This window comes from Mucilaginibacter angelicae (genome assembly GCF_042434235.1).
Classification (GTDB): Bacteria; Bacteroidota; Bacteroidia; order Sphingobacteriales; family Sphingobacteriaceae; genus Mucilaginibacter; species Mucilaginibacter angelicae.
Genome location: NZ_JBHLTS010000076.1, coordinates 177,128 through 203,442 on the forward strand (window position 1 = coordinate 177,128; position 26,315 = coordinate 203,442).

Consider the following 26,315-nt stretch of genomic DNA (forward strand, 5'->3'; position numbering starts at 1 on the left):
CCACTGGTGTTCGGAAGATGCAGATCAATTGAAAAATGTTGGTTTAAAAAGTAAGTCATTGCGAGGAGGCACTGCCTGTCCCGAATTTATTTCGGGAACGAAGCAATCTCGTAGCTACACAGATCGGACATGCAGTGACTACAAGATTGCCGCGCTACGCAATGACATACTTTTTTTAAGAGATAATCATCTTTCGAACACTTATGGTGTAAGCCTCTCTAAATCTCTCCTAAAGAGCAGAATACTTATTCATACAAACTCAACCTGTTTTTCAAATACCGCATATCTTCCTGTAGTTTTTCAACTCGTTTAAGCAGGTGGGAGATAGCTTCTATGCCTGCTATATTGATATCCAGCTCATGCAGGCTTATCAGTTTTTCCAGCTTTTGAAGCTCGGTTTGGGGGATGAAGGTGGTTTCATTAATGATAGTAACCTCAACCAGGCCCGCTTCATGCAACGAAGTTATAAACGTATACTCAACATTATGATATACACAAAAATCGTTTGCTGCTATTAATTCTGCTGTTTTCATAATGTTTTAATTTAGGTTGAGGATTTTGCAAGTTCTTCAAACAATTGCTTTTGTTTTTCGGTAAGGTTGGTAGGGGTTTGGATCTCGTAGGTCAGGTACAGGTCGCCAAATTCATTTTCCTTTTTGTAAACAGGCATGCCTTTGCCCTTGAGTTTTACTTTGGTGCCATTCGGGGTTTCGGGCTTTACTTTAACTTTTACTTTACCGTTTAAGGTATCTGCTGTTACCTCTCCACCTAAAACGGCTGTATACAGATCGAGTTTCAATGTAGTATATAAGTTATTGCCATCGCGTTTAAAGCCCGGATCAGGGGCAACGTTAAACTGAATATATAGGTCGCCGGCAGGACCGCCGTTTACACCCGGGGCGCCATGTCCTGCTATTTTAATGGTTTGCCCGTTCTCTACACCTGCCGGTATTGTTATACGGATATTTTTACCGTTAACAGTAAGTGTTTGCTTGTGGGTTTCAAGCACATCACGAAGATTTAAGCTTAACGATGCATTATAATCCTGCCCCCGGTATTTTGCCTGCCTGCCGCCACGTGCGCCTCCGGTACCTCCAAACATCGACTGAAAGAAATCTGAAAAATCTTCACTTCCAAAACCTTCAGTGCTGCCAAATCCCTCTGCTCCGCCAAAATCGCCATAGCCGCCAAAGCCACCGCCCTGACTATTGGCCTGCTGACGCGCCTGTTGCTCGTAGGCTTCACCATGCTGCCAGTTCTCACCGTATTTATCGTATTTCTTTCGCTTTTCAGGGTCACTTAATACTTCATTAGCCTCGTTTAGCTGTTGAAACTTTTTGTTAGCCTCTTCATCATTAGGATTAAGATCGGGGTGATATTTGCGGGCCAGTTTGCGGTAAGCATTTTTAATATCCTTTTCGGATGCATTTTTATCAAGCTCTAATACTTTGTAATAATCTATAAAAGCCATGGCGGGGTTTAATATAAACAGATGTGTTATTAACTATTAAATATACAGCTTGGTTTTAAACGAATGGCTTTTTTTATTGTCATTTGATGACGGTGTAACCTGGGGCAGTTCGTTGCCGTCATATCCGGGTAAACCAATTAAATTATGAAAACCGAAACAGACCTCCTGCATCTAAAATTACAGGGCTTTTGCCTCATTATTGCTCCGCTGTTGTTTTTAATATCTACGTTTTTCTGGATAGACGGTCAATACGGGATAACAGCCGCTACACTCATCTGCCTGTCAATAGTATTTTGGATCCCTGCTTTTTATGCGTTGTTTGGTTTGCTCAAATATAGCATGCCATATTATGCAGCAATAGGTTTGCTAATAGCAATTTATGGATGCTGTATGGGAGGGATGGGATTTGGTATGTTGGGGTATCTATCTGCTATATTTAAAATTTCACATCATAGCTACCTTGTAATCCTGCAGCAGTATCCAATAACTTCGGGTTTGTTGCTTTTTTGGTCAGGCCCTCTTTTTCCATTAAGTTTATTGGTGCTTTCTGTCAATCTCATCCGTAAAAAAGCAGTGCCGGTTTGGCTTGGTGCGTTGATTTGTCTGGCAGCCATAGCCTTTCCTGCAAGCCGGATTCCCCGAATCGCCCTGATCGCCCACCTCGCTGATGTTTTATTACTTATTCCTTTGCTCATCATTGGTATACGTTTTATTAAAACCAAGGAGGTTATTAATGCAAAAATCAAGAAGGATTAATCTTTCCAGGCACAACGCTTAACTATTATTTAAAGCTTTTAAAATAAAGTAATTAGCTGTAATAAATCTACCCGAAAGTGGGTAGATTTTATTTGAATACTTGATTTTTTTTGCATCTTTACCAAGCATCCGCCTGTTAATTTATTAGTTGATATAATGCCATTAATTAATGTTAGAAGCGCGGTTCCCCGAAAATGAGGAGGCCAGGTTGCAGGACCTGTACCGTACCGGATTACTTGATTCGCCCCAGGAAGATGAGTTTAATGATATCGTTAAATTTGCCTCTTCCTTATGTAATATGCCTATCTCCCTTATCAGCCTTGTTGATTCAAACCGGCAATGGTTTAAAGCAAGGGTTGGTTTGGAAGCGCCGCAAACAGACCGGGAAATTTCCTTTTGCAGTCACGCCATATTGCAGGATCAGCTTTTTGAGATCCCTGACGCTTCACAAGATCATCGTTTTCATGATAATCCGCTGGTTACCGATTTTCCGGCTATAAGGTTTTACGCGGGGATGCCATTGGTTACCGGAAATGGCAGCAGGCTGGGCACCCTTTGCGTAATTGACAACACACCACGTATATTAACAGATGAGCAGAAGTTTGGCCTTAAGGTACTGGCCGATAACATTATTAAAATAGCCGAGCTCCGGATTAAAAATAAACGCCTGCATTATTTATCCGAAACACAAAAAACGGTTATTTCTATTTTAGCACATGACGTTCGCAATCCGCTGGCATCAATTAAATCAATAATTGAGTTTAAGCAGACTGATATTCTTGACGCCGATGATGCAGCCGAAATGATTGAGATGGTATCAGACCAGCTTGATAACACTATTAGTATGGTTGATAACGTGGTACGCTGGGGCGAATTGCAAATGAAGTTTGCACGTTTTAGTTATACCGATTTTAACCTTCACGAGCTTGTAGAAAGTGTTTTTACATCTGAGTTGTTAAACGCACATGCAAAAAGTAACACTTTGGTAAATAATGTATTTATTGAAACGCTGGTAAATTCAGATATGCAGGCGGTTGAGTTTGTGTTACGAAACCTGGTGAGTAACGCCAATAAATATACTCAAAATGGTTTTATAACAGTGAACATGACCTATGTTGATAAACATATGATGATTGAAGTAACCGATACAGGTGTGGGCATGCTACCCGAAAGGGCCGAAAGGCTCCTGAGTGCTGCAAAGGCAGATCATAAATCAACTCCTGGTACCAATAACGAAAAAGGCAGCGGATTAGGATTATTGCTGGTAAGGGAATTTATTGACAGGCTGAACGGCACTATAACGGTAAGAAGTGAGATCGGAGTTGGTACAAGCTTTAAAATTATGATTTAAAGCCTTTAATTTAAAATTAGCAAATACTACATTTGCCATCCTTAAATTTTTCAATTTTATGCCTGCTATTACCCAAGCTTCCCTTACTGATGTGCCCGAACTTAATGTTTTAATAAACAGTGCCTACCGTGGCGAAACTTCCAAACAAGGCTGGACATCCGAAGCCGATATGGTAGGAGGCCCCCGCGTGGATGAAGAAATACTGACCGGTTACATGCACGACGAAAATGTGATCATCCTGAAGCATACGGACGAAGATGGTTATATAACAGGTACGGTATACCTTGAGGTAAGGCACCCTAAATTATACGTTGGTATGTTCAGTGTATCGCCATTACTGCAAAATAAAGGTGTAGGCCGCGCCCTGATTGAAGAAGCTGAAGTTTATGCACGCAAATACAATTGCGATACCTTAACCATGACAGTGATCAGCACCCGCTTTGAGCTGATAAGCTGGTATGAGCGCCGTGGCTACAAGCCAACAGGTGAGATTCAGCCCTTTCATGCCCATGGTCGTTTTGGAGAGGCTAAGCAACATATCGAGCTGATTGTGATGGAAAAGAGTATTTAAGTCGGAAAAGTCGGATGTCCGAAAGATATAAAGTTAGGGGAAAGTCAGGAAGATTAATTGTATAAGTCTGCAAAGCTAACTTCCGGACTTCCCGACTTGCGGACTTCCTGACGGCTTCCCAGCCTCCAAAACAAATCCCAACACCTCGCTGATCTTATCTGCCTGCTTAAAGTTTTCGTGGGTTAAAACAGTCTCTACATGCTCATGGGCCCAGGTAGTGTGAAATGGTACATGCACTGCATGCCCGCCAATATTAATTACCGGCATTACATCTGATTTCAGGGAATTGCCTATCATCATAAATTCTTCGGGGTTGATATCAAGGTGCTTGATGAGTTTAATATAGTCATCTTCCTTTTTATCGCTCATGATCTCAATATGGTGAAAGTAATGCGCCAATCCCGATTTTTTGAGTTTGCGTTCCTGGTCAAGCAGGTCGCCTTTGGTGGCAACCACCAGCCTGTAATGATCTTTTAACGAAGATAGCACATGCTCTACGTCGTTCAGGATCTCTATCGGTTGGTTAAGCATATCTTTTCCATACTGTAGTATGGTTTCCACTACATCAACGCTGATGCTTTTTTCTGATATGTTTAGCGCAGCCTCTATCATGCTGAGGATATATCCTTTTATTCCATAACCGTAAAGCGGCAGGTTATCAACCTCAACCTTAAAAAGCTCTTTGGAAATGGTATGCTGAGGCGAAAAATTTTCGAGCAGACTGCAAAATCTTTCTTCGGTACTCTGAAAGTAAGGTTCATTTACCCAAAGGGTATCATCGGCATCAAAGGCAATTACTTTTAGGTTCATTTGAAGTATCTGGTTTACCTGGTGCAATAATAATACATCAGGTTGATTTTAGTAGCATAAAGAGCCGTTACGCAGCAATAAAAATTTAACATTTATTAACTATTGAGCTCAATTTAAGCCATTTAAAAATAAAGTAAATTTGTATGCAACCTTATTTCAAAAGCTACGTCTCATAACTTAAATGGTCAAACTAATATTCGTTTAAATGGAAGAGATACTGCCACCCTTAAAAGAATTTATTGTTGATTATTGCAACAGGTATAAGATTCATAAGATTGATCCGCACAGCCTTAGCCTTGATACCAGTATCGACCTTGATCTGGATATTTTTGATATTGAGATAGACCTTTTCCTTGCCGATTTTGCCGAACAATTCAATGTCGATCCGTCTAAATTCAGTTGGTACAAATACGGTTACCCCAAAGGCTCAACCCGGGTAAAAGTTATTAAGCTAATGTTTGGTTACAATACTACATGGGTTAAGCAATTAGCTCAGTATTGCTACACACCCAAATTTAAGGTACGTAATCTGCAGGATGCCGTTAAAACAGGTAAACTGGTTTAATGAATGATATAGGTTTCACTAATCCAGAATCGGTGAAATCAAAAGATAACCGGTGAAATCCCCCCAATAAAAATCAGCGAAATCAACGCAATCAAAAAAATCAGCAGTTAAAGATCAGCAGTTAAAGATCAGCTACCCCTGTATGCTTACGTTTGATAAAATTCCTGATATCAAGCACAATACCTGCAAAAAAGTAAAATATTAACGGAAAGCCTACCGCCAGGAACGAGGAGTAAATAAAGAATAGCCGGATTTTGGAGATCGAAATGTTAAAACGTTCGCCGAGATAGGTGCATACACCAAAAGAGTACCGTTCAAAAAAAGTAAGTATTCGCTGTAGCATGGTGTCAGGCCAGTTTTAGTATCTTATTACCAACGCCGCATTGCAGGCATTTCTTATAGTTGCAGTAATTATTTTTTAACTCAAGTAATGCCTGTGATTCAAACGCAGTATCTATTTTCAGTCCTAAGTTAACAAAATCGGCGATAATATTGTTCTTTTCGGCTGGTAAATTTTCTAATAATTTAAGACTACGGCTAATATAATATTGCTGCTGGTGTTGCTTACCATAACTGAACAGGAACAAGGCCACCGTATTGAGCAGCAAAATATCAACAGATCCATCACCCATATTTTTTGATGACGGTTTGGATTGAACATCAAACCGGTAATGATCTTCCCAGTAATCGTTTACTTTAATCTCGGTAAATAAAGCGCGTAGGGCTTTCATTTCTTTAATCTCCAGTATTTTGGATAGCAGGTGGTTTGATTGTACAATAAGAGCCGCAAATTGGGCCAGCCTGATGGTTGGAAAGTTTTGGGGCCTTAACCGCATAAACTTCCACAAGTGGCTCTCTATCGGTTTAAGATTGTATTTTTTGCGGAGATAATCGTATTCTTTTTGAAGTTTCAAAGGGTACTCATCTTTAAACTCACCTTCCAAAAAGCCGGCCTGCCCAAATATCAGCGCCTCTATCTGCATAGGGTTATTTTTATTTTTGGCAAGGGTAAGCTGAGGCAGCGATTTAGCCATCAGCTCAAACGGCAATGCGTTTACTTTAAAGCCAAAGTTTGCCGCCAGGAACTGGTAAAAAGTTTCCTCCCAATCGCCTTTGTTAAGTGCAAGAGCTGTCGCCACATTGGCCGATCGTTTTTCCATTCGCTCAACCAGTACACGGGTAAGCCAGTTTTGCATGGTGATGCCATCAACAGTTGCAATACCAGCTTCGCAGGGTATAAAAGTTTGATTACCGAAAACCAGTTTATGGTATTTGTTATACAACTCTTCACTAATGCGGTTTTGCAACTCAAGTGTCGGGACTTTGCGCCCGTTTGGTAAAAACAGCGGCACATCATCGCGGTAAACCACGTGCAGGATCACATTATCATAAGCGCCATCATGGGTGTGGCCATGCTTTTGCCAGTCGGAGGCAGAAAGGTGCACTTCTACATTCCCGGCCCAAACCGTTTCGCCAATGCGGATCCTTGCATTATGAAAATCAGGGCCCGAATCTGAATTATGCAACCCGGCCGAAAATATCTCCAACTCTTCACTGTCCACAGTTTGCAGGTTCTCGCGTTCAAAAAGCCTGAATTTCCAGATGTAATGCAAAAAATCTTCGGTGAATAACATGTTCGGTGAGTGGTTGATAAGGTTAGATTGGGTTGATTAAGTTTTTTATTAAAGTTAAATATGCCGGTTATTATATTGGTATTGTACCTCTATTTTAAAATCCCTAATATTACGGAAACCAACAATATCTGCCAAGCCTATGAATGAAATAAAATCACCATTACCTCAAACCACGGGTGGGCGCATCAAATCCATCATTGGGGGATCGCTGGGTAATTTGGTTGAATGGTATGACTGGTATGCTTATACCGCCTTTTCTCTTTATTTTTCAGATGCTTTTTTTCCATCGGATAATCAAACAGTACAGCTTTTAAACACTGCAGGGATATTTGCCATCGGTTTTTTAATGCGCCCTATAGGCGGCTGGGTGATGGGAACTTTTGCCGATAAACGAGGACGTAAAACAGCACTTACCTTTTCTGTATTGTTGATGAGTGTTGGTTCGCTCATCATTGCCATCACACCAGGCTATAAATCCATTGGAGTAGCTGCACCGGTATTACTTGTTTTAGCCCGTATTATCCAGGGGCTGAGTGTAGGCGGCGAATACGGAACCAGCGCCACTTACCTGAGCGAGATGGCTACTAAAAAGCACCGTGGTTTTTATTCAAGCTTTCAATATGTAACGCTTATTATGGGCCAATTGCTTGCTTTGGGTGTTTTGGTTTTGCTGCAAAGAGTGTTTTTAACCGAGCATCAGCTGCACGACTGGGGTTGGCGCATCCCCTTTGGTATAGGGGCAATACTGGCCGTTACCACGATGTATTTAAGGAGGAGCTTACAGGAATCGGCATCGTTTGAAAAGGAGGGAGCCAAACCCAATGCCCTGAATGGTACCATAAAAGCTTTAACACAACATCCCAAAGCGGTTTTTACGGTGATTGGTTTAACCATTGGCGGCACGCTGGCGTTTTATACATTCACTACCTATATGCAAAAGTTTTTGGTGAATACATCCGGCTTTAGTAAAAGCGCCGCCACACTGATCTCAACTTTAACATTGGCAGTATTTATGGTGATCCAACCCTTATTCGGTTTACTATCAGATAAAATTGGCCGTAAACCCTTGCTTATTGGTTTTGGCGTACTGGGCACGCTTTGCACAATCCCTATTATGACGCTGCTAAGTCATACCAAAGACGTATGGGTTGCATTCGCGCTGATCCTTTGCGCACTGATCATTGTAAGTGGTTACACTTCCATAAATGCCGTTGTAAAGGCCGAACTGTTTCCGGCCAATGTGCGTGCGCTGGGCGTAGGCTTTCCTTATGCTATAGCAGTATCCCTGTTTGGGGGCACTGCCGAATATATTGCCTTATGGTTTAAAAATGAACATCATGCCCAATGGTTTTACTGGTATGTAACTGTTTGTATCGCGCTGTCATTGATCTTGTACATCACCATGAACGATACGCGTAAGCATTCAAAAATGGAAGAGGAATAGATTTTAAAATGTGCAAATTACAGATGTGCAAATGGCATGTAACGCCTGTGTTATTTGGGTGTTAATTTAATGGTAAATCCATTAAAGAGGCTTAATGTTCAGGAAATGTATTTCATCCACATGAATAAAAAGTATTAATTTTGCCCGTTCATCGCAGGGGATAACCCTTAAATTTATGACTGAAACAAGTAATTTATTTCAACTGGCAGTAACATTACTGCAACAACTGATATCCATTCCATCGTTTAGTAAAGAGGAAGACCGCACTGCCGATCTGATCAACGAATTGTTGCAATCGCACGGGGTAACCACTCATCGTAAGCTCAATAACATCTGGGCCTGGAACAAACATTTCGATCCCAATAAAGAAACTATCCTGCTTAATTCGCATCATGACACTGTTAAACCCAATTCGGGCTATACGCGTGATCCTTATGATGCAAAAATTGAGGATGGCAAATTATATGGTCTTGGCAGTAATGATGCCGGAGGCTGTCTTGTTTCGCTTATAGCGGTATTCCTGTACTTTCATGATAAGGAAAACCTGAAATATAATTTTTGCTTAGCTACCACCGCCGAAGAAGAAATTTCCGGCGTAAATGGCCTGGAGCTCATCATTCCAGAACTGGGCCAGCTATCTTTTGGTATTGTAGGCGAGCCAACGTTAATGCAGCTGGCAATTGCCGAACGTGGTTTAATGGTATTGGATTGCACCGCACATGGCCGTGCCGGCCATGCTGCCCGCGAAGAAGGGGAGAACGCAATTTATAAAGCTTTAACAGATATCGAGTGGTTCCGCTCATTTAAATTCCCTAAAGAATCGGAAGTTTTCGGGCCGATAAAAATGTCGGTTACTATTATCAATGCAGGCTCACAACATAACGTAGTGCCAGCCAGCTGTGTTTATACTGTTGATGTGCGTGTTACCGATGCTTACCGTAACGAGGAAGTATTGGAGATTATCCGTGAACATGTAGTAAGCGATGTGAAACCACGTTCCATCAGGTTAAAACCTTCATCTATCCCCAAAGAACACCCTATAGTTCAGGCCGGGATAGCGCTTGGCCGTATCACCTATGGCTCACCAACAACATCCGACCAGTCATTGCTGGATATCCCATCAATAAAAGTTGGCCCTGGCGATTCTGCACGTTCACATACTGCCGATGAGTTTGTTTATGTAGATGAGATCAGGGAGGGTATCGAACTGTATATTAAGATGCTGGAGAGTATTAATTAAACTGAATATTATACCAAAAGCGTCATTGCGAGGCACGAAGCAATCCCCGACAGGCAGAGACACTTTGCAATTTGCTCTGTACAGTTTGGGATTGCTTCGTACTCCGCAATGACGTGGTAGAGATGAGATTCTCTTGCTTTTCAAAGACTCTGGCTTTGAAAAGCTTCCGCTGTTCGAAGCCTCTGACTTCGAACTAATATGTCTGGAGTTTGTAACTCCAGGCTCGCTCAAACATAAGTTTTAGCTTAAACAATCCTGTAGTTGGAAACTACAGGCATAGTAAATCCGAAGTCAGAGGCTTCGGACAGCGGTGGGCCTTGCATATCGAAGAAGATCCTTCGTTCCTCAGGATGACAAAGAAGTTTATTTGATAAAACAATAACCCCTTTAACCAATCGGCTAAAGGGGTTTTATATTAATAAGGGGAAAGTAGATTAAGCCTATTTAACAGGCGTAGGCCTTGTAGGAGTAAGCGGAATCAAGCCCTTAAACATCTTAGCCCCATCGCCAGTAAGCCTCAGGTAATAGTCGGCCGAACAAGCTGTACCATCCTCATCAAGGGTTACAAATGATGAGCCTGCCGGTACAAAATCCTGGCTTTCGGCTGTTTTGGCTATCTGGTTGCCTTCATTATATTCATCAAACATGGAAATATAAAGGCCATTGGCACCAACGCTTTGCATGTTGAAGAACTGACGCCACATAAAATCGCCGTGGGCACGCTGATGGCCCTGCAAGTCGCCGGGGAGGATACATGGCTGGTAATCGATACCATGGGATTTGCAATAAGCAACATCCGGGCGGTTAACGGAGCCGTAAAAACTATCCGACTCGCTTTTATTACCTATCCTGCCAACCATCCATGGCGATATCATATCCAGAGCGCTGTAAGCCGAAAGAAATGCCGGGCGGGAATCACTGTCTTCTGTGCGCCAGTGGGTAGGCACACCGCCAATAACGTAGCACCCTTTGCTTTTAAACCATTTGATCACATCCAGGCACTGGGCGGCGGTAAAGGGATGGTTGTCATCGCTAAAGCCAAAACCCCAGATACATACTACAGGTTTGCCATTTTGCTTGGCATAGGCCGGGGATGAGGTATAAACAGACATTTTGTTGGTCCAATCGGTCTTTAATTCCGATTGCATGTCTTTCCAGCCGCTTACATCATACATGATGTAAAACTTAACGCCGTTTGCTTCGGCTGCTATTTTGGTTTTTGCTGCCATTGCATCGCGTACCGGCCCTTCCAGTCCGCTTGGGTTGAAGCGTTGCAGGGCTGCCCCGTCAATACCATACTGCTTCATCCACTTAAACTGGATATCGATAGTTTGGTCTGAAAAGGACGAAAATACATTAGCTGGTTGTCCATTGTTCAGGTTAGCATATTTGGTTGGGAAGGTTTTGGTGTAATCGCGTACATCGGGCCATGACTTAATGGCCGTATTGGTTGGTGAGGGTTGCTGTTCCCACGTTTGTGCCCAATGCCAGTACCTGTCAATCGGCGATCCGTCGCCAATCGCTGCAAACCAGCCCTGGTAACCGACAACCACTTTGCCTACAACATCGCCAATGGGCGAGGGGGTAAGGTCTATTGTATCTTTTGGCTTCACTACCGGTGTAACATCGCCACCGCCGCCGCCGCCTTTCTTTGAGCAGCTAAAAGCCAACGCCACCATTGCAACAAAGCATATGGCTGTTGGATATTTACTTTTAATATTTTCCATAGTTCATTGATTAATAGGATTATGTATGCAATTAACTACTTTGAAGATGTAGGCTCAACCATTTTGATAGAGCCATCGGCATTGTAATAAAGCTTATCTACACAGATGGACCTTAACCAGTCATCATGTGATAATGCGCTGGTATGATAAAAGGAATACCATTGACCTTTGAACTCCACTATAGAACCGTGATTGGTGTAGCTATCGGTAGGTTCCATATAAATGCCGCCATAGGTCCACGGGCCAAGCGGGCTTTTACTTGTAGCGTAGTTCATGCGGTTGTGTTTGCCATTAACGTCATGGTTATCAGAGTACGACAGGTAGTAAATACCATTACGCTTATGTACCCAGCTTGCCTCGTGAAAATCTTTAAGGCCTTCCATCGGTTTCATTTCACCGTCAATTTCCATCATATTATCTTTTAACTTACCGCCTTTGCAAGTACCGCCACCGCCGTAATAAAAATAAACCTGTCCATCGTCGTCAACAAAAACACAGGGATCAATCATCGATTCCAGCCCTTTGATATAACCTTGTGAAGTAAAACCGCTTGCAGGGCTTTTGCTGGTTGCCACGCCAATTTTCCAACTGTCGTTCCATTTGGTATCGCTTGGGTGGGGGAAATAAAAATAGTAGGTGCCGTTTTTATAAGCGCAATCAGGCGCCCACATAAAACCGCCTTCCTTGCGGCCCCATGATACCTGTGATGCCCGGAGAATCTCTCCGTGATCTTTCCAATGAACCATATCATCTGTCGAGAAAACATGGTACTGATCCATCAGGTCACAGCCCCTCGCCGGGAAAATATCGTGCGAAGCATAAACGTAAAGGCGGCCATCTTTCCAAACGTGAGCCGATGGGTCGGCGGTATACATACTCCTGATAAAAGGGTTACCGGCAGTTGTATCGGCAGTGATTTTTTCCTGTTGTTTTGGCTTTTCCTGTGCCTTGGTACAACTGCTTCCTGCAAACACAAAAGTCATAGCCAGTGCAGCAGGCAAAGCTTTTATTGCCAGGGGTTTTAATAAAGTGGTTAAATTCATTACGATATTACGTGTTGTTAAATCCGGCCACGGGTTAACCCTGCGGCCGGATTTAGTATTAATTATTATTGGGAATAATTATTTTGAGATAAACTTCAGGTCATCAACACCGGTAACCAGATCGCCATGATCTTTGGTTTGGGTGAAGAAGAAGATCCTGAAGTGGTTAATAGCCGTATAATCGGCACCACCATCGCCGGTTTTGATGGACTTGTCAAAATCCAGCGTTATCTGGTTCCATCCGTTTTTAAGCGTTGGTATTAGCGGCGCCACATCCCAGGCCGATTCATGATCATCTGATTTGCCCGAACTGGTGATCTCAATAGAACCATCGGCTTTCAGCAATGACACATCCGAAACATACCACCAGAAGGTGAACCTACCATCGGCAGAGCCGAAGGAAGTATTAATGGGCGGATCAACATCCTTGATGAACTGCATGAAATCGCTGCCGTTGGCAATGGTATTCTTTAAATAGCCTGTGCCTTCTTTTTGCCCGGTTGTTGCTATGGCCGGTGTGCCTACAGTTTGCCAGCCATCAGCTTTATCAGCACTGTCAAATACTACCGGCGGCGGTGCAGGTGCGGCCCTGAATACAAGGTCATCAACCCCGGTTACCAAATCGCCATGATCTTTACTTGTTGTAAAAAAGAAGATCCTGAAGTGGTTGATGGCCGAATAATCAGCACCACCATCACCGGTTTTAATTGCCTTGCTAAAATTAAGGGCGATCTCGTTCCAGCCATTTTTAAGCGTAGGGATCAAAGGCGCCACATCCCAGGCTGATTCATGATCGTCGGATTTACCTGAGCTGGTGATCTCAATAGAACCATCAGCTTTCAGCAAGGATACATCCGATACATACCACCAGAATTTAAACTGGCCGTTATTGCCGGTTAATTTGGTATCAAGCGGGGTAGCCAGATCTTTAATAAACTGCATAAAGTCGCTGCCGTTAGCAATGGTATTTTTCAAATAGCCGGCACCTTCCTTTTGGCCGGTTGTAGCTATTGAAGGCGTACCAACAGTTTGCCAGCCATCAGCCTTATCCGCATTGTCAAACGAGATCAATGTAGGGTCTACTGCCGGTGGCGCCGTGGTATCCGGCGGTGGCGGTTTCAGGTATGAGGTATCGCGTGAAATGTATTTTTCTTTTTTGCAGCCTGCAACTATCAGGCCTATCATGAGGATGGAACAAGCCATCATTGTTTTAATGAATTTCATTTCCTTTTTGGTTTTAGGTTAACTTTTAGGAATATCTATTTGTACTATCTCCGAAAAATTTGAGCTGTTAAAGCTATCGCTCAGGCGAACGCCTACACGCACAAAAAAGGTACGGCCCGGAATAAGATTGGGTACAGTAAGCGTCATCGATTTTTCGGCAGCGCTCATATCAATAAATGCCTTGTTGATAGTTTTGGCGTTCACATCCGAAAAATCACGGATTGAAGCGCCGGTACCTACCAATTTGGTTGTATTTACATATGGCTGCACATCTTTAATGGTTGGCAAGCCGGCAATAACAGGCGCATCGATATCAAATGTGAGCGTAAGTGTGGTACCGGTTAACGTATGTGTGAAGTTTTTGATCACGATATACGGTGTAACGGTAAAGTCATGCTTGGTGCCACTTTGAATATTAACCGTTACCGTATCAGTAACGGGCCAGAAAGCGCCGCCGGTAGGTACAATTTTGTACCCGCCTTTAAACAACTTTGAATCCTCATAAGTACCATCAAATTTACTTGGGATAGTTTGCGGGGTTGTCCAGCCTATTTGCTGCAGTTTGATGGTTGTGCTGCCGCCAGATGTAAGGAGGTTGCCGCCTTCGGATGATAATATATTGCCTTGCAATGAAGCGTTGGGACCATCATAGTTATCTGTTTTTGTACATGCAGAACTTGTCAGTATAGCTATGCCCACCAAAATTCTACCAATCAGATTTTTCATATCTTTAACTTTTAAATTCTTAATAATTAGGGTTGTTAGGAAGCAGGTTAGGGTTTTTGCCAATTTCACCGCCCGGAATGCCTTCGTAATAAAATTGTTTCTGGAAGGTGTACTCGCGGTTAAACAGCTCCGGCTCGGCCAGGAAAATGTATTTATTTTCATTCAATACATAATATGGCATCAGCCCTTTAAAATGTGCACGGTCAAGTACCACATCAGCTGTACGCCACCTTTTCAGGTCCCAGTAGTATTGGTTTTCAAAGGCAAGCTCCATACGGCGCTCTTTGCGTACTTTGTCCAAATCAATAGAACCATAAGGCGTTGCACCGGCGCGGCTTCTGAGCAGGTTGATGGAAGTTAATGCATCCCCATTGTTACCTAATTCAACAGCTGCCTCGGCACGGTTCAGTAATACTTCGCCGTAGCGCAGGTCAATCCAGGGTTGCTCACTTCTGTTCAAATCGACTGAAGCCTGTGGCTTATTGTAGTCAACATATTTACGCACATAGAAACCTGTACGGGTAAGCTCATCACCGCCTGTCCACGGGCCGGTAAAGCCGATAACCTGCTTGCCCTGGTAAAGAGTTTTGGTATCGCCGGCAAGTATGTATGAGCGTGAGTTTGGTTGCTTGGCCACTTCGGCAGCAGCAGTACCGCTGAACGATGGATAGATACCGCGCTGCATATCAAACATTAAACCTCTTAACGTAGCGCCCGGGAAGTATATGGTAGCCAGCAATCTTGGCTCAAGGCCTTGCATCAACTCGGCACGGCTATTAAAACGTTTAGGAGTGCCGTCATCATTTGTTACGCTCAGGTTGCCCCAAAGTTGTACCAGGTCAAGCGTAGGGTATGAGCGTGAAAGCGCGTTGGCAGTAAAGTAACGCGGAGACATGGTATCATCCCAGCTATGTGCTGTATGATTGGCGATGGAATATTGCTTAATGAAAATATTCTCAGGGCTGCCACTTTTCAGGAACAGATCAACATAGTTTTGTACCTTATCCGAATTGGCGCTATAAAGCGAATAATGACCTTCCAATAATTTGGCAGCATCATAAGCGGCCTGGAAATAGGTATTAGCCTTGCTTCCCGGGATACCTACCAAACCCTGAGCGCGGGCGGGGCCGTCAACAAAATTGGTTGAACCATATTTAGCTACACATGCCGCGTATAACATTGCCCTTGATTTTAAAGCAGCAGCAGCGTATTTGTTTGCCCTGCCTGCATCGCTGGTTTCTGGCATCATTTGGTAACCGAGGTCAAGTTCTGCACCAATAAAATCCCAGGTAGCTTCTTCTTTATCACGGTGTACCTGCAACTCAGACAGGGGAGCAGCCGGATTCTGTGCAACTTTAATGATCGGCACACCGCCGTAACGTTTTGCCAGGCCAAAATAATAGTACGCTCTTAAGAAGTGAGCTTCGCCCAATAACGCGTTTACAGTGTTTTGAGTTAAGGACGCTGTATGCTTTGGAAGTTCGTCTATCAGGGTGTTTACATTCCTGATATCGCCATAAGGCCAGTAACCAAAGCCGCCGGCAATGTCTACACCACCATACGGGCCAACTTCTTCGCCGGTAACTGATGCTGAATTATAAAAATTTTCCCAATCGTTACTGCCGGTTTTAAATCCCTGGTCGGGCCTGTATTTAAAATCCTCAATAGGGAGGTTTTGATATATGGTTGCTAAAAATGATTTAACACCTGCCTCGCTATCATAAATAATGTTAGGCGTAAAAATATTAGTAGGTGGGATATCTAATTTTTGGCAGGAGGTTACCGAGGCACCTACGCTGACAGAAATTGCTATAATGAGTTTATGTATTTTTTTCATGTGTTAAATGATTTAAAATGAAACGTTAGCACCCAGGTTAAAGGTTCTGTTCATTGGATAGGTGTATCCTCCAAGGGCTTTGCTGAAATCATTATTGTCTCTTGGATTAGGGCCTTGATGTTCAGGATCGTAGTTTTTCAGGCCGGTAAATGTTAACAGGTTATAACTGTTTACATAAACTCTGAATTTCCTAACCCCAATAGCCTTCAATACTGCCGGGGAAAGGGTGTAACCAAACTCAAGCGTTTTTACACGCAGATAACTGGCGTTTTGGATAGCCTTTGTACCTTGTGCATCTGGCGAACCCATGGCAGGATAAAAGCCCGGTACCCATTGGGTGTTCGGATCGAATACGTTTGCTGAAGGATCTGCTGTGTGCCAGCTATCAAGGAAGCGGGTTAAGGCACTTCTGTTGTACATTAGCGGTGATGCAAATTGCTCACCATATTGTACGTAAACACCTGCAGCGCCTTGTAAAAGCATATTCATATCAAAGCCCTTGTAGCTTACACCAATGGTAAGCCCGTAGTTATACAGCGGGATATCGGTAGTAGCAATAGGGTGACTGTCTTTATCGTCGATAACACCGTCATTGTTCCAGTCTTTGTAGTAATAATCACCAGGAATGGTATTATTATTACCGCCGCCTGTATTTACACCATAGTTATAGATCTGGTTATAATTAGTAAACTGACCTGCATATTCAGGGCCCCACCAAACGTTTTGGTACCTGTTGGTTTGATTCTCTTTCCAGTTTTGGTATTCATTACCCGATTGGCCGCGTAATACTTTTAATGCTTTTAAGCGGGTGGTACCAATGTTACCGGTAACGTTTAAACCAACCTGGCCAAAGGTATTACGATATGACATGTTAAAATCCAAACCCTGAACCCTGTCGCTGTTATAGTTGATCTGCGGCACAGCTGCACCAACCGTTCCAGGCAATGCTACCGAAGGCTGGGCTGGCAAACCTGTCCTGTCGTTTCTGAAAACCTCAATGGTGCCATCAATCTTGCCGCCAAACAGGCCAAAATCAACCGCGATGTTCTTGATAGTGTTTACAGACCAGGTTAAGCCTGCATTACCCAGTTTTGGCGCTGAACCATTTACCGCGCTTGAACCGAAGATGTAGCTGTTTACCGGGTAGGTGTAACCGTTTACATAGTTAAATGCAGGGGCGTTTGCTTCGTCACCGGTTTGACCGTATGAAGCCCTGATCTTTAAGTTGGTAAGAATGTTGTCAGATACCAGGCTGCGGAAAAAATTTTCCCTGGTTAAAACCCAGCCAATTGATCCGCCCGGGAAAAAGCCCCATTGATCTGATCCTGGTTTGTAAAGGTTATTACCATCCCGGCGAAAGCTGAACTCCGCAAGGTATTTGCCTTTATAATCGTAATTAAAACGACCGATTATACTTCTATGCGCACGGTCTTGTAAAGCACCTGCATCCATACCGCCCGACATGTTGGAGTTTTGCAAACCACCAAACAAGTAATCAACCGGGATCTCGATATCGCGGTAAGCATTGAAGTTATCAGCAGTTTCATGGCTCTGCTCATAAGTAGCCATGGCGGTTACGTTATGATCTTTGAAGAATGTATGCGCGTAATTTAACGTTAACTGGCTTAAGGTGTTAAAGTGTGTATAATAAGACCGGGTAATACCGGCAGGCGAGTTTACTAAGCTTGGTATGTAGCTGTCATCATCAGCCTTGTAGGTATATAATGAAAATGATCTTTTGATGGTATTGTTATCGGCAGTACCATAATCGATATTGAACAAAGCTTTGGCAGTTAAGCCGGTTACACCCGGGATATCATAAGTTAAGTTTAACTGGCTGGTGATATTCTTATTTCTGTAACGTTTTGAGCCTACTTTATTTGCATCGGTAATGATAGATGGGTTCATGTTATCATCTATTACTGCCGGATAAAGAGGATTGTCATTAGCGTAGATCTGGTGGGTAGGGATCTGGTTCCAGGTGTATTTATAAATGGTCCATTCGTCAGTATAAGGCAGGTTTTTTTCGTCCATCCAGGCCGATGTTAATATCTGTGCCTTTAGGCCTTTGGTAATAGATGCCGTAACGTTTGAACGGAAATTGTATTTATTATAATTCAGGCTCCCGGTTTTGAAAACACCGTCCTGCTTTTGATAACCAAAGTTGAAGAAGTAGCTGATCTTTTCATTACCGCCATCAATATTCAAATTGTGCTGAATTTGGTTGGCTGTTTTTTTGAAAACCAGGTCAATCCAGTCGGCCGATTTGTAAGTACCATCAAGCCAGGGCTTAATATCGGCATATGAAAACTGCGGGGTAACATTATGTACAAAGTTGTTAGCGAAATCACGCTTAACTTTTTCGTTGGTAAGCAACATATAATCAACAGCGCCAACACCTTCAGGCATGCCCAAAAATGTTTGGATGGCGTTGTTAACCGAATAGTTGATGTTGATCTTGCCGTTTTTACCACCTTTTTTGGTAGTGATTATTATAGCACCACCCGCTGCACGCATACCGTAAATAGAAGCCGCTGCATCTTTCAGTACCGAAATGCTTTCAATTTCATTCGGGTCCATACGGCCTACGGTTGACTGGTCACCGCCGATAATACCGTCGATAACAATAAGCGGGGCGCTTTGGTACCCCCTGATGTTCAGATTATTGGCGTATGAACCAGGCTCGGCCGTGGTCTGAACAATCCGCACACCGGGTATTTTACCGGTAAGCATATTGATAACACTCTCGTTTTTGGTTGTGGTAATCTCCTTGCTTTGCAGTGTAGAGATTGAACCCGTAATGGTTGCCCTTTTTTGCACACCGTAACCTACAACTACAACCTCTTCAAGGCTTTTATTGGTTGTTTTTAAGGCGATGGTACCGTCCTTGATATCCTTAACGACTATTTCCTGGGTTACATAACCTATGTATGATACCTGCAGGATGGCGTTTGGGCCGGGCACCGGTAGCTGGAACTTTCCGGCTACATCTGTAATGGCACCTGTATTTGTGCCCTTGATTTTTACACTTACCCCCGGAAGTGTCGACCCATCGGTTAAGTCTATTACTTTCCCGTTAATGGTAGTTTGCTGGGCTAACAAACTAAGCGGGAAAAGGAAGAAAAGTATAAGTAAGTATTTATATTTTTTCATATCGTCTCTCTTTGTTGATTGTTTAAGGTTAAATTGATCGTTACCCTGGTTAGGGTACTAAATAGCGCATGCGGCAGCAAGCCTTACGGCGGGTTGGGGTCGTAGTAATACATGGTTTAAAAGAGTTGGTTAAAGCAGTGCTTTGTTGCTGTTAAGCGATAAAAAACACTGTAGCTGGTTTATAATTTCAAGTACAAAACAACAGGCAGGCATTAATAAAAAATAAATAATACATTAATAAAGTCCGTATTAATGCCCAAAAACGCGGTTTTATGAACTTTTTTGCAATCGATTGCGAAAAAAAGTGATCTGCCGGGAAATAATTTGATTTTTAATGAAGTGGGTGATAGGTTGATGCATTTTTAACAAAAGGTGATACAGATTAGCAGGTATATAATTATTGGCACGAAGAAACGAAGTGAAACCGTAAATTATATGATACGAGACACTGTTTTTTGCATAAAAAATGTAGTTTTAAAATTCGTGAACCAATAAACTCATATACCCTTATCTTAATGCCCCTTAAACGCTCCTGCCAGCTTCCTGCAAAAACGTTGTTGCTTATTATCTTATGCTCTGTAACCTGCTTTTATGCATCGGCACAAAAAAAGAACGCGGGGTATAAGTACCATATCCGCAGGGCTACATCGGCCATTACTGTTGATGGGGTGATGAATGAGCAGGCCTGGATGCAGGCTGATTCGGCGGGCGATTTTTTTATGGTGCTGCCGATGGATACCAGCAAGGCCACCGTTAAAACTGAAGTGCGGATGACATATGACGATAAAAACCTGTACATCATAGCCATCAATTATAACTCGGTGCCCGGGCCGTACATGGTTGAGTCGCTGAAACGGGATTTCAATTTTGTAAAAAATGATAACTTTCTGATTTTCATGGATCCTTTTGATGCCCGTACCGATGGCTTTAGCTTTGGGGCTAACGCAGCCGGAGGGCAATGGGATGGGAGTATGTATGAAGGCGGCAAGGTTGACCTGAGCTGGGATAACCGCTGGTATTCGGCTGTAAAAAACTATCCCGATAAATGGGTTTGGGAAGCATCCATTCCATTTAAAAGTATCCGTTATAAAAAAGGAATTAAGGAGTGGGGGATCAACTTTAGTCGTAACGACCTTAAAACTGCCGAAAAATCGAGCTGGACACCTATCCCGCGGCAGTTCCCTACAGCTTCACTGGCGTATACCGGTACCCTGGTTTGGGACGAAGCCCCACCAACGGCCAGCAGCAACGTATCCATTATCCCATATGCCCTTACCGGTTTATCCAAAGATTATCAGCACAATACCAAAACCGAATATAAACACGAAATTGGCGGTGATGCTAAAATCTCCGTAACACCTTCCCTAAACCTCGACTTAACTGTCAACCCGGATTTTTCGCAGGTGGATGTTGACCAGCAGGTGATCAACCTTAATCGTTATGAACTGTTCTTCCCCGAAAAGCGGCAGTTCTTTTTAGAGAACGGCGATTTGTTTGCCAATTTTGGTTATTCGGATATCCGGCCATTTTTTTCGAGACGAATAGGATTGAATGTTCCCATTGATTTTGGAGCAAGACTTACCGGTAAGCTGGATAAGGACTGGCGCATCGGCGCTATGGATATTCAAACAGGTGGTTCGGGCAGCGTACCACAGGCTCCGGAAAATTATGGCATCATTACCCTGCAACGGCGGGTACTTGATCGTTCAAACATTGCATTCCTGTTTATAAATAAGGATGCAACCGCTAATATCCCTGGTACCAATACAGGCTCTACTGCTTATAACCGAAATATAGGGGCCGAGTTTAACCTTGCATCGCGCAGCAATATCTGGACAGGCAAGGTGCTTGCCCTTAAATCATTTACACCAGGTGTAAGCGGGCATGATTATGTAGTGTCTGATCATTTTCAATACCTGAGCAAGTATTGGACGCTGTATATGCAGGAAGAATATGTAGGCAAAAACTATAATGCCGAGGTAGGGTATGTGCCCCGCGTTGGTTATGTAAAGCTAAGTCCGCTGTTGCTCCGCAATTTTTTCCCTAAAGAGGGTAATATCCTGAGCCATGGCGTTCAGCTTACATCCAATTACTTTTTTGATGAGTCGTTTCGCCGCACCGATAATGAAAGTATCCTGTCATACCTGATTACTTTCCGCAACCGTGCAACATTATCAGTATCCGGTATTAATGATTATGTTCGGTTGTTGAAGCCTTATGACCCCACCAATATCGGTAAAGGTTTATTACCAACCGGGTCAGAACATAACTGGAATACTATTGATGTTCAGTTTGTATCCAAGCCGCAAAATGTGTTCACCTATTTACTGGAGGCATCTCACGGGGGTTATTATGATAATGGTGTACGTAACAGTATTACAAGTTTGATAGGCTACCGTTTTCAGCCTTATGTAAACATCGCCATCAATACTTCGTTCAATGATCTGAGGCTGCCACAGCCTTTTGGGCATAATACTTTCTGGCTGGTAGGGCCTAAAATTGATGTTACCTTCACCAATACCCTGTACTTTACAACTTATGTACAATACAACCAGCAAATAGATAATATCAATATTAACACCCGCCTGCAATGGCGTTACAAACCGGCATCCGATTTGTTTATTGTTTACGGTGATAATACCACACCATCACCTTATACGGTAAAAAACAGGCAGCTTACTTTAAAGTGGACTTACTGGTGTAACTTATAGCGGCCTGTTATAAAACAAGTGCAGTTGATTACTGTTGGAGTATTAGTTTGATATCTCCCCGTAATGAAAAAACTGATCATATTTGATTTGGATGGCACCCTTGCCGAAAGCAAGGCTGCCCTTGATAAGGAAATGGCTGCGCTTTTAACCGATTTGATGAAAGTTGCGAAAGTGGCCATCATATCCGGTGGAGATTGGCCACAGTTTGAAAAACAGGTATTGTCAAACCTGCTCGACAAACAATCGCTTAAAAACTTATCTATACTGCCCACCTGTGGCACTAAATATTATCAGTATAAAAAATCGGGCTGGAAAAAGCTGTATTCCGAAGATTTTACTGATGTCGAAAGGCAGGAGATCGTTAGTAAGCTGAATGAGGCTGTCGAAGCATCCGGTGTTAAAGCTAAGAAAACCTGGGGCGATCAAATAGAAGACCGCGGCAGCCAGATCACCTTTTCAGCTCTGGGTCAGCATGCCCCCCTTGATGAAAAGAAGAAGTGGGACCCTAAATACACTAAACGAAAAAAGATTAAAGCTTTGCTTGATAAATCACTTACCGGTTTTTCGGCACAAATAGGTGGGGTCACTTCCATTGATATCACTAAGTTGGGTATTGATAAGGCTTATGGCATCCATAAACTGCAGCATACTTTAGAGATCCGGATCAAACAGATGATATTCATTGGTGATGCCCTGTTTGAAGGCGGCAACGACCACCCGGCCCGCACAACCGGCGCCGATTGTATCCAGGTGCGCGACCCTGAAGAAACCAAACGGGTTGTTGAGGGAATAATCCTTTGTCTGAAATAGGAATGCTCCTGCATTAGTTCGCTTGCATTGCCCTGAAATGTTAATTAAAAGTAAAGTGTATAATTTACACTTAAGCGAATGTTGAAACTGCCTATCTTTGCGGCATGGAAGCAGGTTCAAGTATAAAAAGCACTTCTTCAAGTGTAGTGTTGACCATAGCCGGGTTTGTGAAATTTACCTTTATGGGTTATTTTACTATTGGTTTAAGCCTTGGGGTACTTCCGGTTTTTATTCATAACCAGTTAGGGTACAGCGCTATGGTTGCCGGTGTTGTGATCAGCCTGCAGTATTTGAGCACTTTCTTATTCCGCGGATATGCCGGAAATATCATCGATAAAAAAGGGCCAAAACCAGCCGTGATCACCGGTATGATAGGCTTTACCCTTAGCGGATTGTTTTTATGTGCCGCCTTTTTACTTAAAGAACACCGGGAAATTTGTTTGCTGCTACTGGCATTAACGCGCCTTATCACCGGCTTTGGCGAGGGACTGATTGGTGCAAGCCCGATTAATTGGGCCATTAATGCGGTTGGTGAGGAAAATACGGCAAAAGCCATATCGTATAATGGCGTAGCAAGTTACGGTGCACTTGCTGTTGGTGCACCAATTGGGATATTGCTTGATAACAGTTACGGACTTGCCGGTATGGGGGTTGTAGTATTTATAATCGGGCTTATCGGATACTTATATGCCAAAAGAAAAGAGGGGCTGCGAAATGAAAGCACTGAGCCCGGAAAGTCTTTTTTATCTGTCCTAAAAACTGTAGCGCCATATGGAATTGGTCTCATGCTTGGAGGATTAGGTTTTGGCGCTATCTCAACCTTCATCACATTATATTATGCTTACTTAAACTGGACAAATGCCGTATTATGCCTGTCGGTTTTTAGCGTGTTTTTTATTTTAGGCCGGCTTATATTTGCCGGGGCTATTGACAATTACGGAGGGCTTAAAACCGGTATCACGTGCCTGGCTGTGGAATCGGTAGGGTTGATGATCCTTTGGTTTGCCCATATGCCCGAAATAGCGCTTATTGGTGCCGGAATAACCGGGCTTGGATTTTCACTTGTATTCCCTGCGCTTGGGGTGGAAGCAGTTAAGCTGGTGCCCGGATCAAATAAGGGGGCTGCGTTGGGAGCTTACGGCTTGTTTATGGATATTTCACTCGGGCTTACCGGGCCTTTGATTGGCGGTGTGGCAAGCCATTTTGGAATGTTATATCTCTTTCCATTTAGTATGGGCATGGTGCTTTTAGGCTTTATTTTATGCCTGGCAATTGGCTGGAGGATAAAAAGTTTCTAAGCTTTTGAAGTACGTCCCGGTAGTTAATCCAATTCATATTTTTCGTAAGGGATCTCAAAGCTAAACGTGCTTCCTTTGCCCGCATCGCTTTTTACGCTGATACTTCCTTTTTGCAGCTCGATCAATTGCTTGCAGATATACAAACCAAGGCCGGTACCGGTATTACCTTTTGCCGAATTGGTTTGGTAATATTTGGAGAACAGACTAACCTGCTGTTCCTGGCTGATACCAGCTCCCGTATCCGTTATATCAACACTCAATCCCCCTTTAGCATCGGCTAATTTCAGCGTCGCTTTGATTTTTACATTACCGGTATCAGTATATTTAATAGCATTGCTAACAAGGTTTACGATGATCTGCTTGAGCCTGAAGCTGTCGCCCAAAACTTCAGCTTCCTGGTCGCCTTCAAAATGATAACTTAATTCCAGTTGCTTTTTATCAGCGCTGAATGTCATACTGTCAATTACCTCTTTCAAAGTTTTATCCGGGCAAAAAGGATCATGATGGATCTTCAGTTCGCTGCTTTCCATTTTTGCAGCATCAAGGGTATCATTGAGAGTTTGCAAAAGCAAATCGGATGATGCCCTTACCGTACCCAACATTTCTGATTGTTTTGGTGTAAGTGTTGTTCTGCTGAAAATGTAGAGGAACCCATTTATTGAGGTAAGCGGGTTGCGGATTTCATGGCTCATATGCAGCAAGAGATCCATTTTTTGCCGCGCTATCATTACGGCACGCTCATTTTCCTTAAGTAAAAGTTCTTCGGATTGCCCCAGTTTAATAACAAACACAATCAATAATACTGCAAAAGCTAAAAGTAGTAAAAGGGCACTCAGGTAAAGTCTGTTCAGTAAGCTTGTTGTTTCCAGGTAGCTGTTAAAAGCCATACCCTTAAAAGCATCGGTCATGTTATAGTTGATGTCTTTAATGGCTGCAATTAATTCCTCCATTTTATGGGTAATCCGCATGTTTAGGGCTATGAGCTGCCGCTGCGTTTCCTGTAATTTTAAGTTACTTTGTTGTAGTTGTTTCAGCTTATTAAGATAGGTAGATTTATCCTTAGTCCTGAGCTTTTGTGTAACCGAATCAATATAAACACGTGTGCGGTGATTAATGACTACGCCGCCTGCGCCGCCGGTAGCATAAGCATTTTTATTTTTTATCGCCTCCTTAATCCTTGCAAAAAAGCCCTTTCTTTTAAGCTTGCCTGGCTGGTTTAAGGTGTCGCTGCTGTTTTGGACAGTACGGCTGCTTTTAACAGCCAGTTTATTCTGAGTCGCAGCAATGTTAAGATCAGCATAAGTTGTGAGCAGGGAATCAAAGTCGCGCCGGGCAGAGAAAAGGTCGGCAGAGAGTTTTATCTTTTGATTGTGCCATTCATGGAGTTGTGTACGCTGCTCTGCATTCAGTTTGGTAGTATCATGCCGCATATTAAGGAGCGTATCAATTTCGGCAAAAGCCAATGATAGCTTAGCCTGGTAGCCACGGGCTTTAGCGGCATCGGCGTCAACAAGCGACGATTGAAACAAATCTTCGGCCTGGTGAAGCAATAACAGGGCTTGCTGTGGCCGGGAATTGTTAAGGTCCATAAGGTGCGAAACCTGGGCTGTATGAGCCAGTCTTTCGGTGATCTTATCCCTTACAAAAAGGGCAACAATAACTAAAATTATGGTAAAGGCTAAAAAAGCAAGCAGTATCTTCCTTGATAAAACGTTCATATAGTTATTTTCATCAGTGCCGGACAGTATCAATTTTAAATTGGTATTGTCATTTGCTAATGGTTTTGAGGAACAATGATAATGATAAAAATAATAGAATCAATCAGTGATTATTACGATTGAACATCAGTACCTTTCACTGGCTGACCAAATATTTAACCAATAATTTATTTGCTGATTTTCGTATATGTTAAATACTATAGATATTATAATAAAAAGAAACCAT

Annotated in this window: 21 protein-coding genes; 9 read left to right on the forward strand and 12 right to left on the reverse strand. The window is 43.0% G+C overall.

The annotated features are described in order from the left end of the window. Positions 1 to 245: 245 nt before the first annotated feature. Both ACFFGT_RS27020 and ACFFGT_RS27025 read right to left on the reverse strand, forming a co-directional pair. Positions 246 to 533, reverse strand: a complete 288-nt coding sequence (locus ACFFGT_RS27020; protein WP_377025626.1) for a chaperone modulator CbpM — start codon at positions 531 to 533, stop codon at positions 246 to 248. An 11-nt stretch (positions 534 to 544) separates the two neighbouring features. Then, the gene (locus ACFFGT_RS27025) at positions 545 to 1,471 is read right to left on the reverse strand and encodes a DnaJ C-terminal domain-containing protein (RefSeq protein WP_377025627.1); all 927 of its coding nucleotides are present in this window, start codon (positions 1,469 to 1,471) and stop codon (positions 545 to 547) included. Positions 1,472 to 1,615: 144 nt separating this feature from the next. On the opposite strand from ACFFGT_RS27025, the gene ACFFGT_RS27030 reads away from it, so the two are divergent. The 3 genes from ACFFGT_RS27030 (at position 1,616) to ACFFGT_RS27040 (ending at position 4,149) form a co-directional block, all read left to right on the forward strand. Then, on the forward strand, positions 1,616 to 2,227 hold the full coding sequence (locus ACFFGT_RS27030; RefSeq protein WP_377025628.1) for a hypothetical protein: 612 nt from the start codon (positions 1,616 to 1,618) through the stop codon (positions 2,225 to 2,227). A gap of 169 nt (positions 2,228 to 2,396) precedes the next feature. Next, a complete protein-coding gene (locus ACFFGT_RS27035) occupies positions 2,397 to 3,578 on the forward strand; it encodes a GAF domain-containing sensor histidine kinase (RefSeq protein ID WP_377025629.1) in 1,182 nt (393 codons plus the stop codon). Between the two features lie 58 nt (positions 3,579 to 3,636). Beyond that, positions 3,637 to 4,149 carry a GNAT family N-acetyltransferase gene (locus ACFFGT_RS27040; protein ID WP_377025630.1) on the forward strand — a complete coding sequence of 171 codons (513 nt, stop codon included), beginning with the start codon at positions 3,637 to 3,639 and terminating at the stop codon, positions 4,147 to 4,149. Positions 4,150 to 4,224: 75 nt separating this feature from the next. Here ACFFGT_RS27040 and ACFFGT_RS27045 read toward each other — a convergent pair whose 3' ends face one another. Continuing rightward, a complete protein-coding gene (locus ACFFGT_RS27045) occupies positions 4,225 to 4,959 on the reverse strand; it encodes an HAD family hydrolase (RefSeq protein ID WP_377025631.1) in 735 nt (244 codons plus the stop codon). 205 nt (positions 4,960 to 5,164) lie between these two features. Here ACFFGT_RS27045 and ACFFGT_RS27050 point away from each other — a divergent pair, with 205 nt between their 5' ends. Beyond that, a complete protein-coding gene (locus tag ACFFGT_RS27050; RefSeq protein WP_377025632.1) occupies positions 5,165 to 5,524 on the forward strand; it encodes a DUF1493 family protein in 360 nt (119 codons plus the stop codon). A 121-nt stretch (positions 5,525 to 5,645) separates the two neighbouring features. Here ACFFGT_RS27050 and ACFFGT_RS27055 read toward each other — a convergent pair whose 3' ends face one another. Both ACFFGT_RS27055 and ACFFGT_RS27060 read right to left on the reverse strand, forming a co-directional pair. Beyond that, on the reverse strand, positions 5,646 to 5,867 hold the full coding sequence (locus ACFFGT_RS27055) for a PspC domain-containing protein (protein ID WP_091206176.1): 222 nt from the start codon (positions 5,865 to 5,867) through the stop codon (positions 5,646 to 5,648). Positions 5,868 to 5,871: 4 nt separating this feature from the next. Next, positions 5,872 to 7,158 (reverse strand): DUF2851 family protein, encoded by a 1,287-nt coding sequence (locus tag ACFFGT_RS27060; protein ID WP_377025633.1) that lies wholly within the window; start codon positions 7,156 to 7,158, stop codon positions 5,872 to 5,874. Between the two features lie 139 nt (positions 7,159 to 7,297). Here ACFFGT_RS27060 and ACFFGT_RS27065 point away from each other — a divergent pair, with 139 nt between their 5' ends. Next, positions 7,298 to 8,602: an MFS transporter gene (locus tag ACFFGT_RS27065; protein WP_377025634.1), complete on the forward strand. Its 1,305-nt coding sequence runs from the start codon at positions 7,298 to 7,300 to the stop codon at positions 8,600 to 8,602. 175 nt (positions 8,603 to 8,777) lie between these two features. Further along, positions 8,778 to 9,842: a M20 family metallo-hydrolase gene (locus ACFFGT_RS27070; RefSeq protein ID WP_377025635.1), complete on the forward strand. Its 1,065-nt coding sequence runs from the start codon at positions 8,778 to 8,780 to the stop codon at positions 9,840 to 9,842. 440 nt (positions 9,843 to 10,282) lie between these two features. On the opposite strand, the gene ACFFGT_RS27075 is transcribed toward ACFFGT_RS27070, so the two are convergent. The 6 genes from ACFFGT_RS27075 to ACFFGT_RS27100 form a co-directional block, all read right to left on the reverse strand. Next, positions 10,283 to 11,569: a glycoside hydrolase family 99 protein gene (locus ACFFGT_RS27075; RefSeq protein WP_377025636.1), complete on the reverse strand. Its 1,287-nt coding sequence runs from the start codon at positions 11,567 to 11,569 to the stop codon at positions 10,283 to 10,285. Positions 11,570 to 11,604: 35 nt separating this feature from the next. Continuing rightward, positions 11,605 to 12,612 carry a family 43 glycosylhydrolase gene (locus ACFFGT_RS27080; RefSeq protein ID WP_377025637.1) on the reverse strand — a complete coding sequence of 336 codons (1,008 nt, stop codon included), beginning with the start codon at positions 12,610 to 12,612 and terminating at the stop codon, positions 11,605 to 11,607. A gap of 78 nt (positions 12,613 to 12,690) precedes the next feature. Then, complete coding sequence (locus ACFFGT_RS27085) at positions 12,691 to 13,836, reverse strand: hypothetical protein (protein ID WP_377025638.1); 1,146 nt, start codon at positions 13,834 to 13,836, stop codon at positions 12,691 to 12,693. An 18-nt stretch (positions 13,837 to 13,854) separates the two neighbouring features. Next, on the reverse strand, positions 13,855 to 14,562 hold the full coding sequence (locus ACFFGT_RS27090; RefSeq protein WP_377025639.1) for a DUF3823 domain-containing protein: 708 nt from the start codon (positions 14,560 to 14,562) through the stop codon (positions 13,855 to 13,857). Between the two features lie 19 nt (positions 14,563 to 14,581). After that, positions 14,582 to 16,399: a RagB/SusD family nutrient uptake outer membrane protein gene (locus ACFFGT_RS27095; protein WP_377025640.1), complete on the reverse strand. Its 1,818-nt coding sequence runs from the start codon at positions 16,397 to 16,399 to the stop codon at positions 14,582 to 14,584. Positions 16,400 to 16,411: 12 nt separating this feature from the next. Continuing rightward, positions 16,412 to 19,552: a SusC/RagA family TonB-linked outer membrane protein gene (locus ACFFGT_RS27100; protein WP_377025641.1), complete on the reverse strand. Its 3,141-nt coding sequence runs from the start codon at positions 19,550 to 19,552 to the stop codon at positions 16,412 to 16,414. Positions 19,553 to 20,067: 515 nt separating this feature from the next. Between ACFFGT_RS27100 and ACFFGT_RS27105 the strand changes: the two genes are divergently transcribed. The 3 genes from ACFFGT_RS27105 to ACFFGT_RS27115 all read left to right on the forward strand — a co-directional run bounded on the left by ACFFGT_RS27105 (position 20,068) and on the right by ACFFGT_RS27115 (position 24,371). After that, entirely contained in the window at positions 20,068 to 22,263 is a 2,196-nt protein-coding gene (locus ACFFGT_RS27105; RefSeq protein WP_377025642.1) for a carbohydrate binding family 9 domain-containing protein, read from the forward strand. A gap of 63 nt (positions 22,264 to 22,326) precedes the next feature. Beyond that, entirely contained in the window at positions 22,327 to 23,073 is a 747-nt protein-coding gene (locus ACFFGT_RS27110; protein WP_377025643.1) for an HAD-IIB family hydrolase, read from the forward strand. 104 nt (positions 23,074 to 23,177) lie between these two features. Continuing rightward, positions 23,178 to 24,371, forward strand: a complete 1,194-nt coding sequence (locus ACFFGT_RS27115) for an MFS transporter (protein WP_377025644.1) — start codon at positions 23,178 to 23,180, stop codon at positions 24,369 to 24,371. Between the two features lie 23 nt (positions 24,372 to 24,394). Here ACFFGT_RS27115 and ACFFGT_RS27120 read toward each other — a convergent pair whose 3' ends face one another. Beyond that, a complete protein-coding gene (locus tag ACFFGT_RS27120; protein WP_377025645.1) occupies positions 24,395 to 26,089 on the reverse strand; it encodes a sensor histidine kinase in 1,695 nt (564 codons plus the stop codon). Between the last annotated feature and the right edge of the window lie 226 nt (positions 26,090 to 26,315).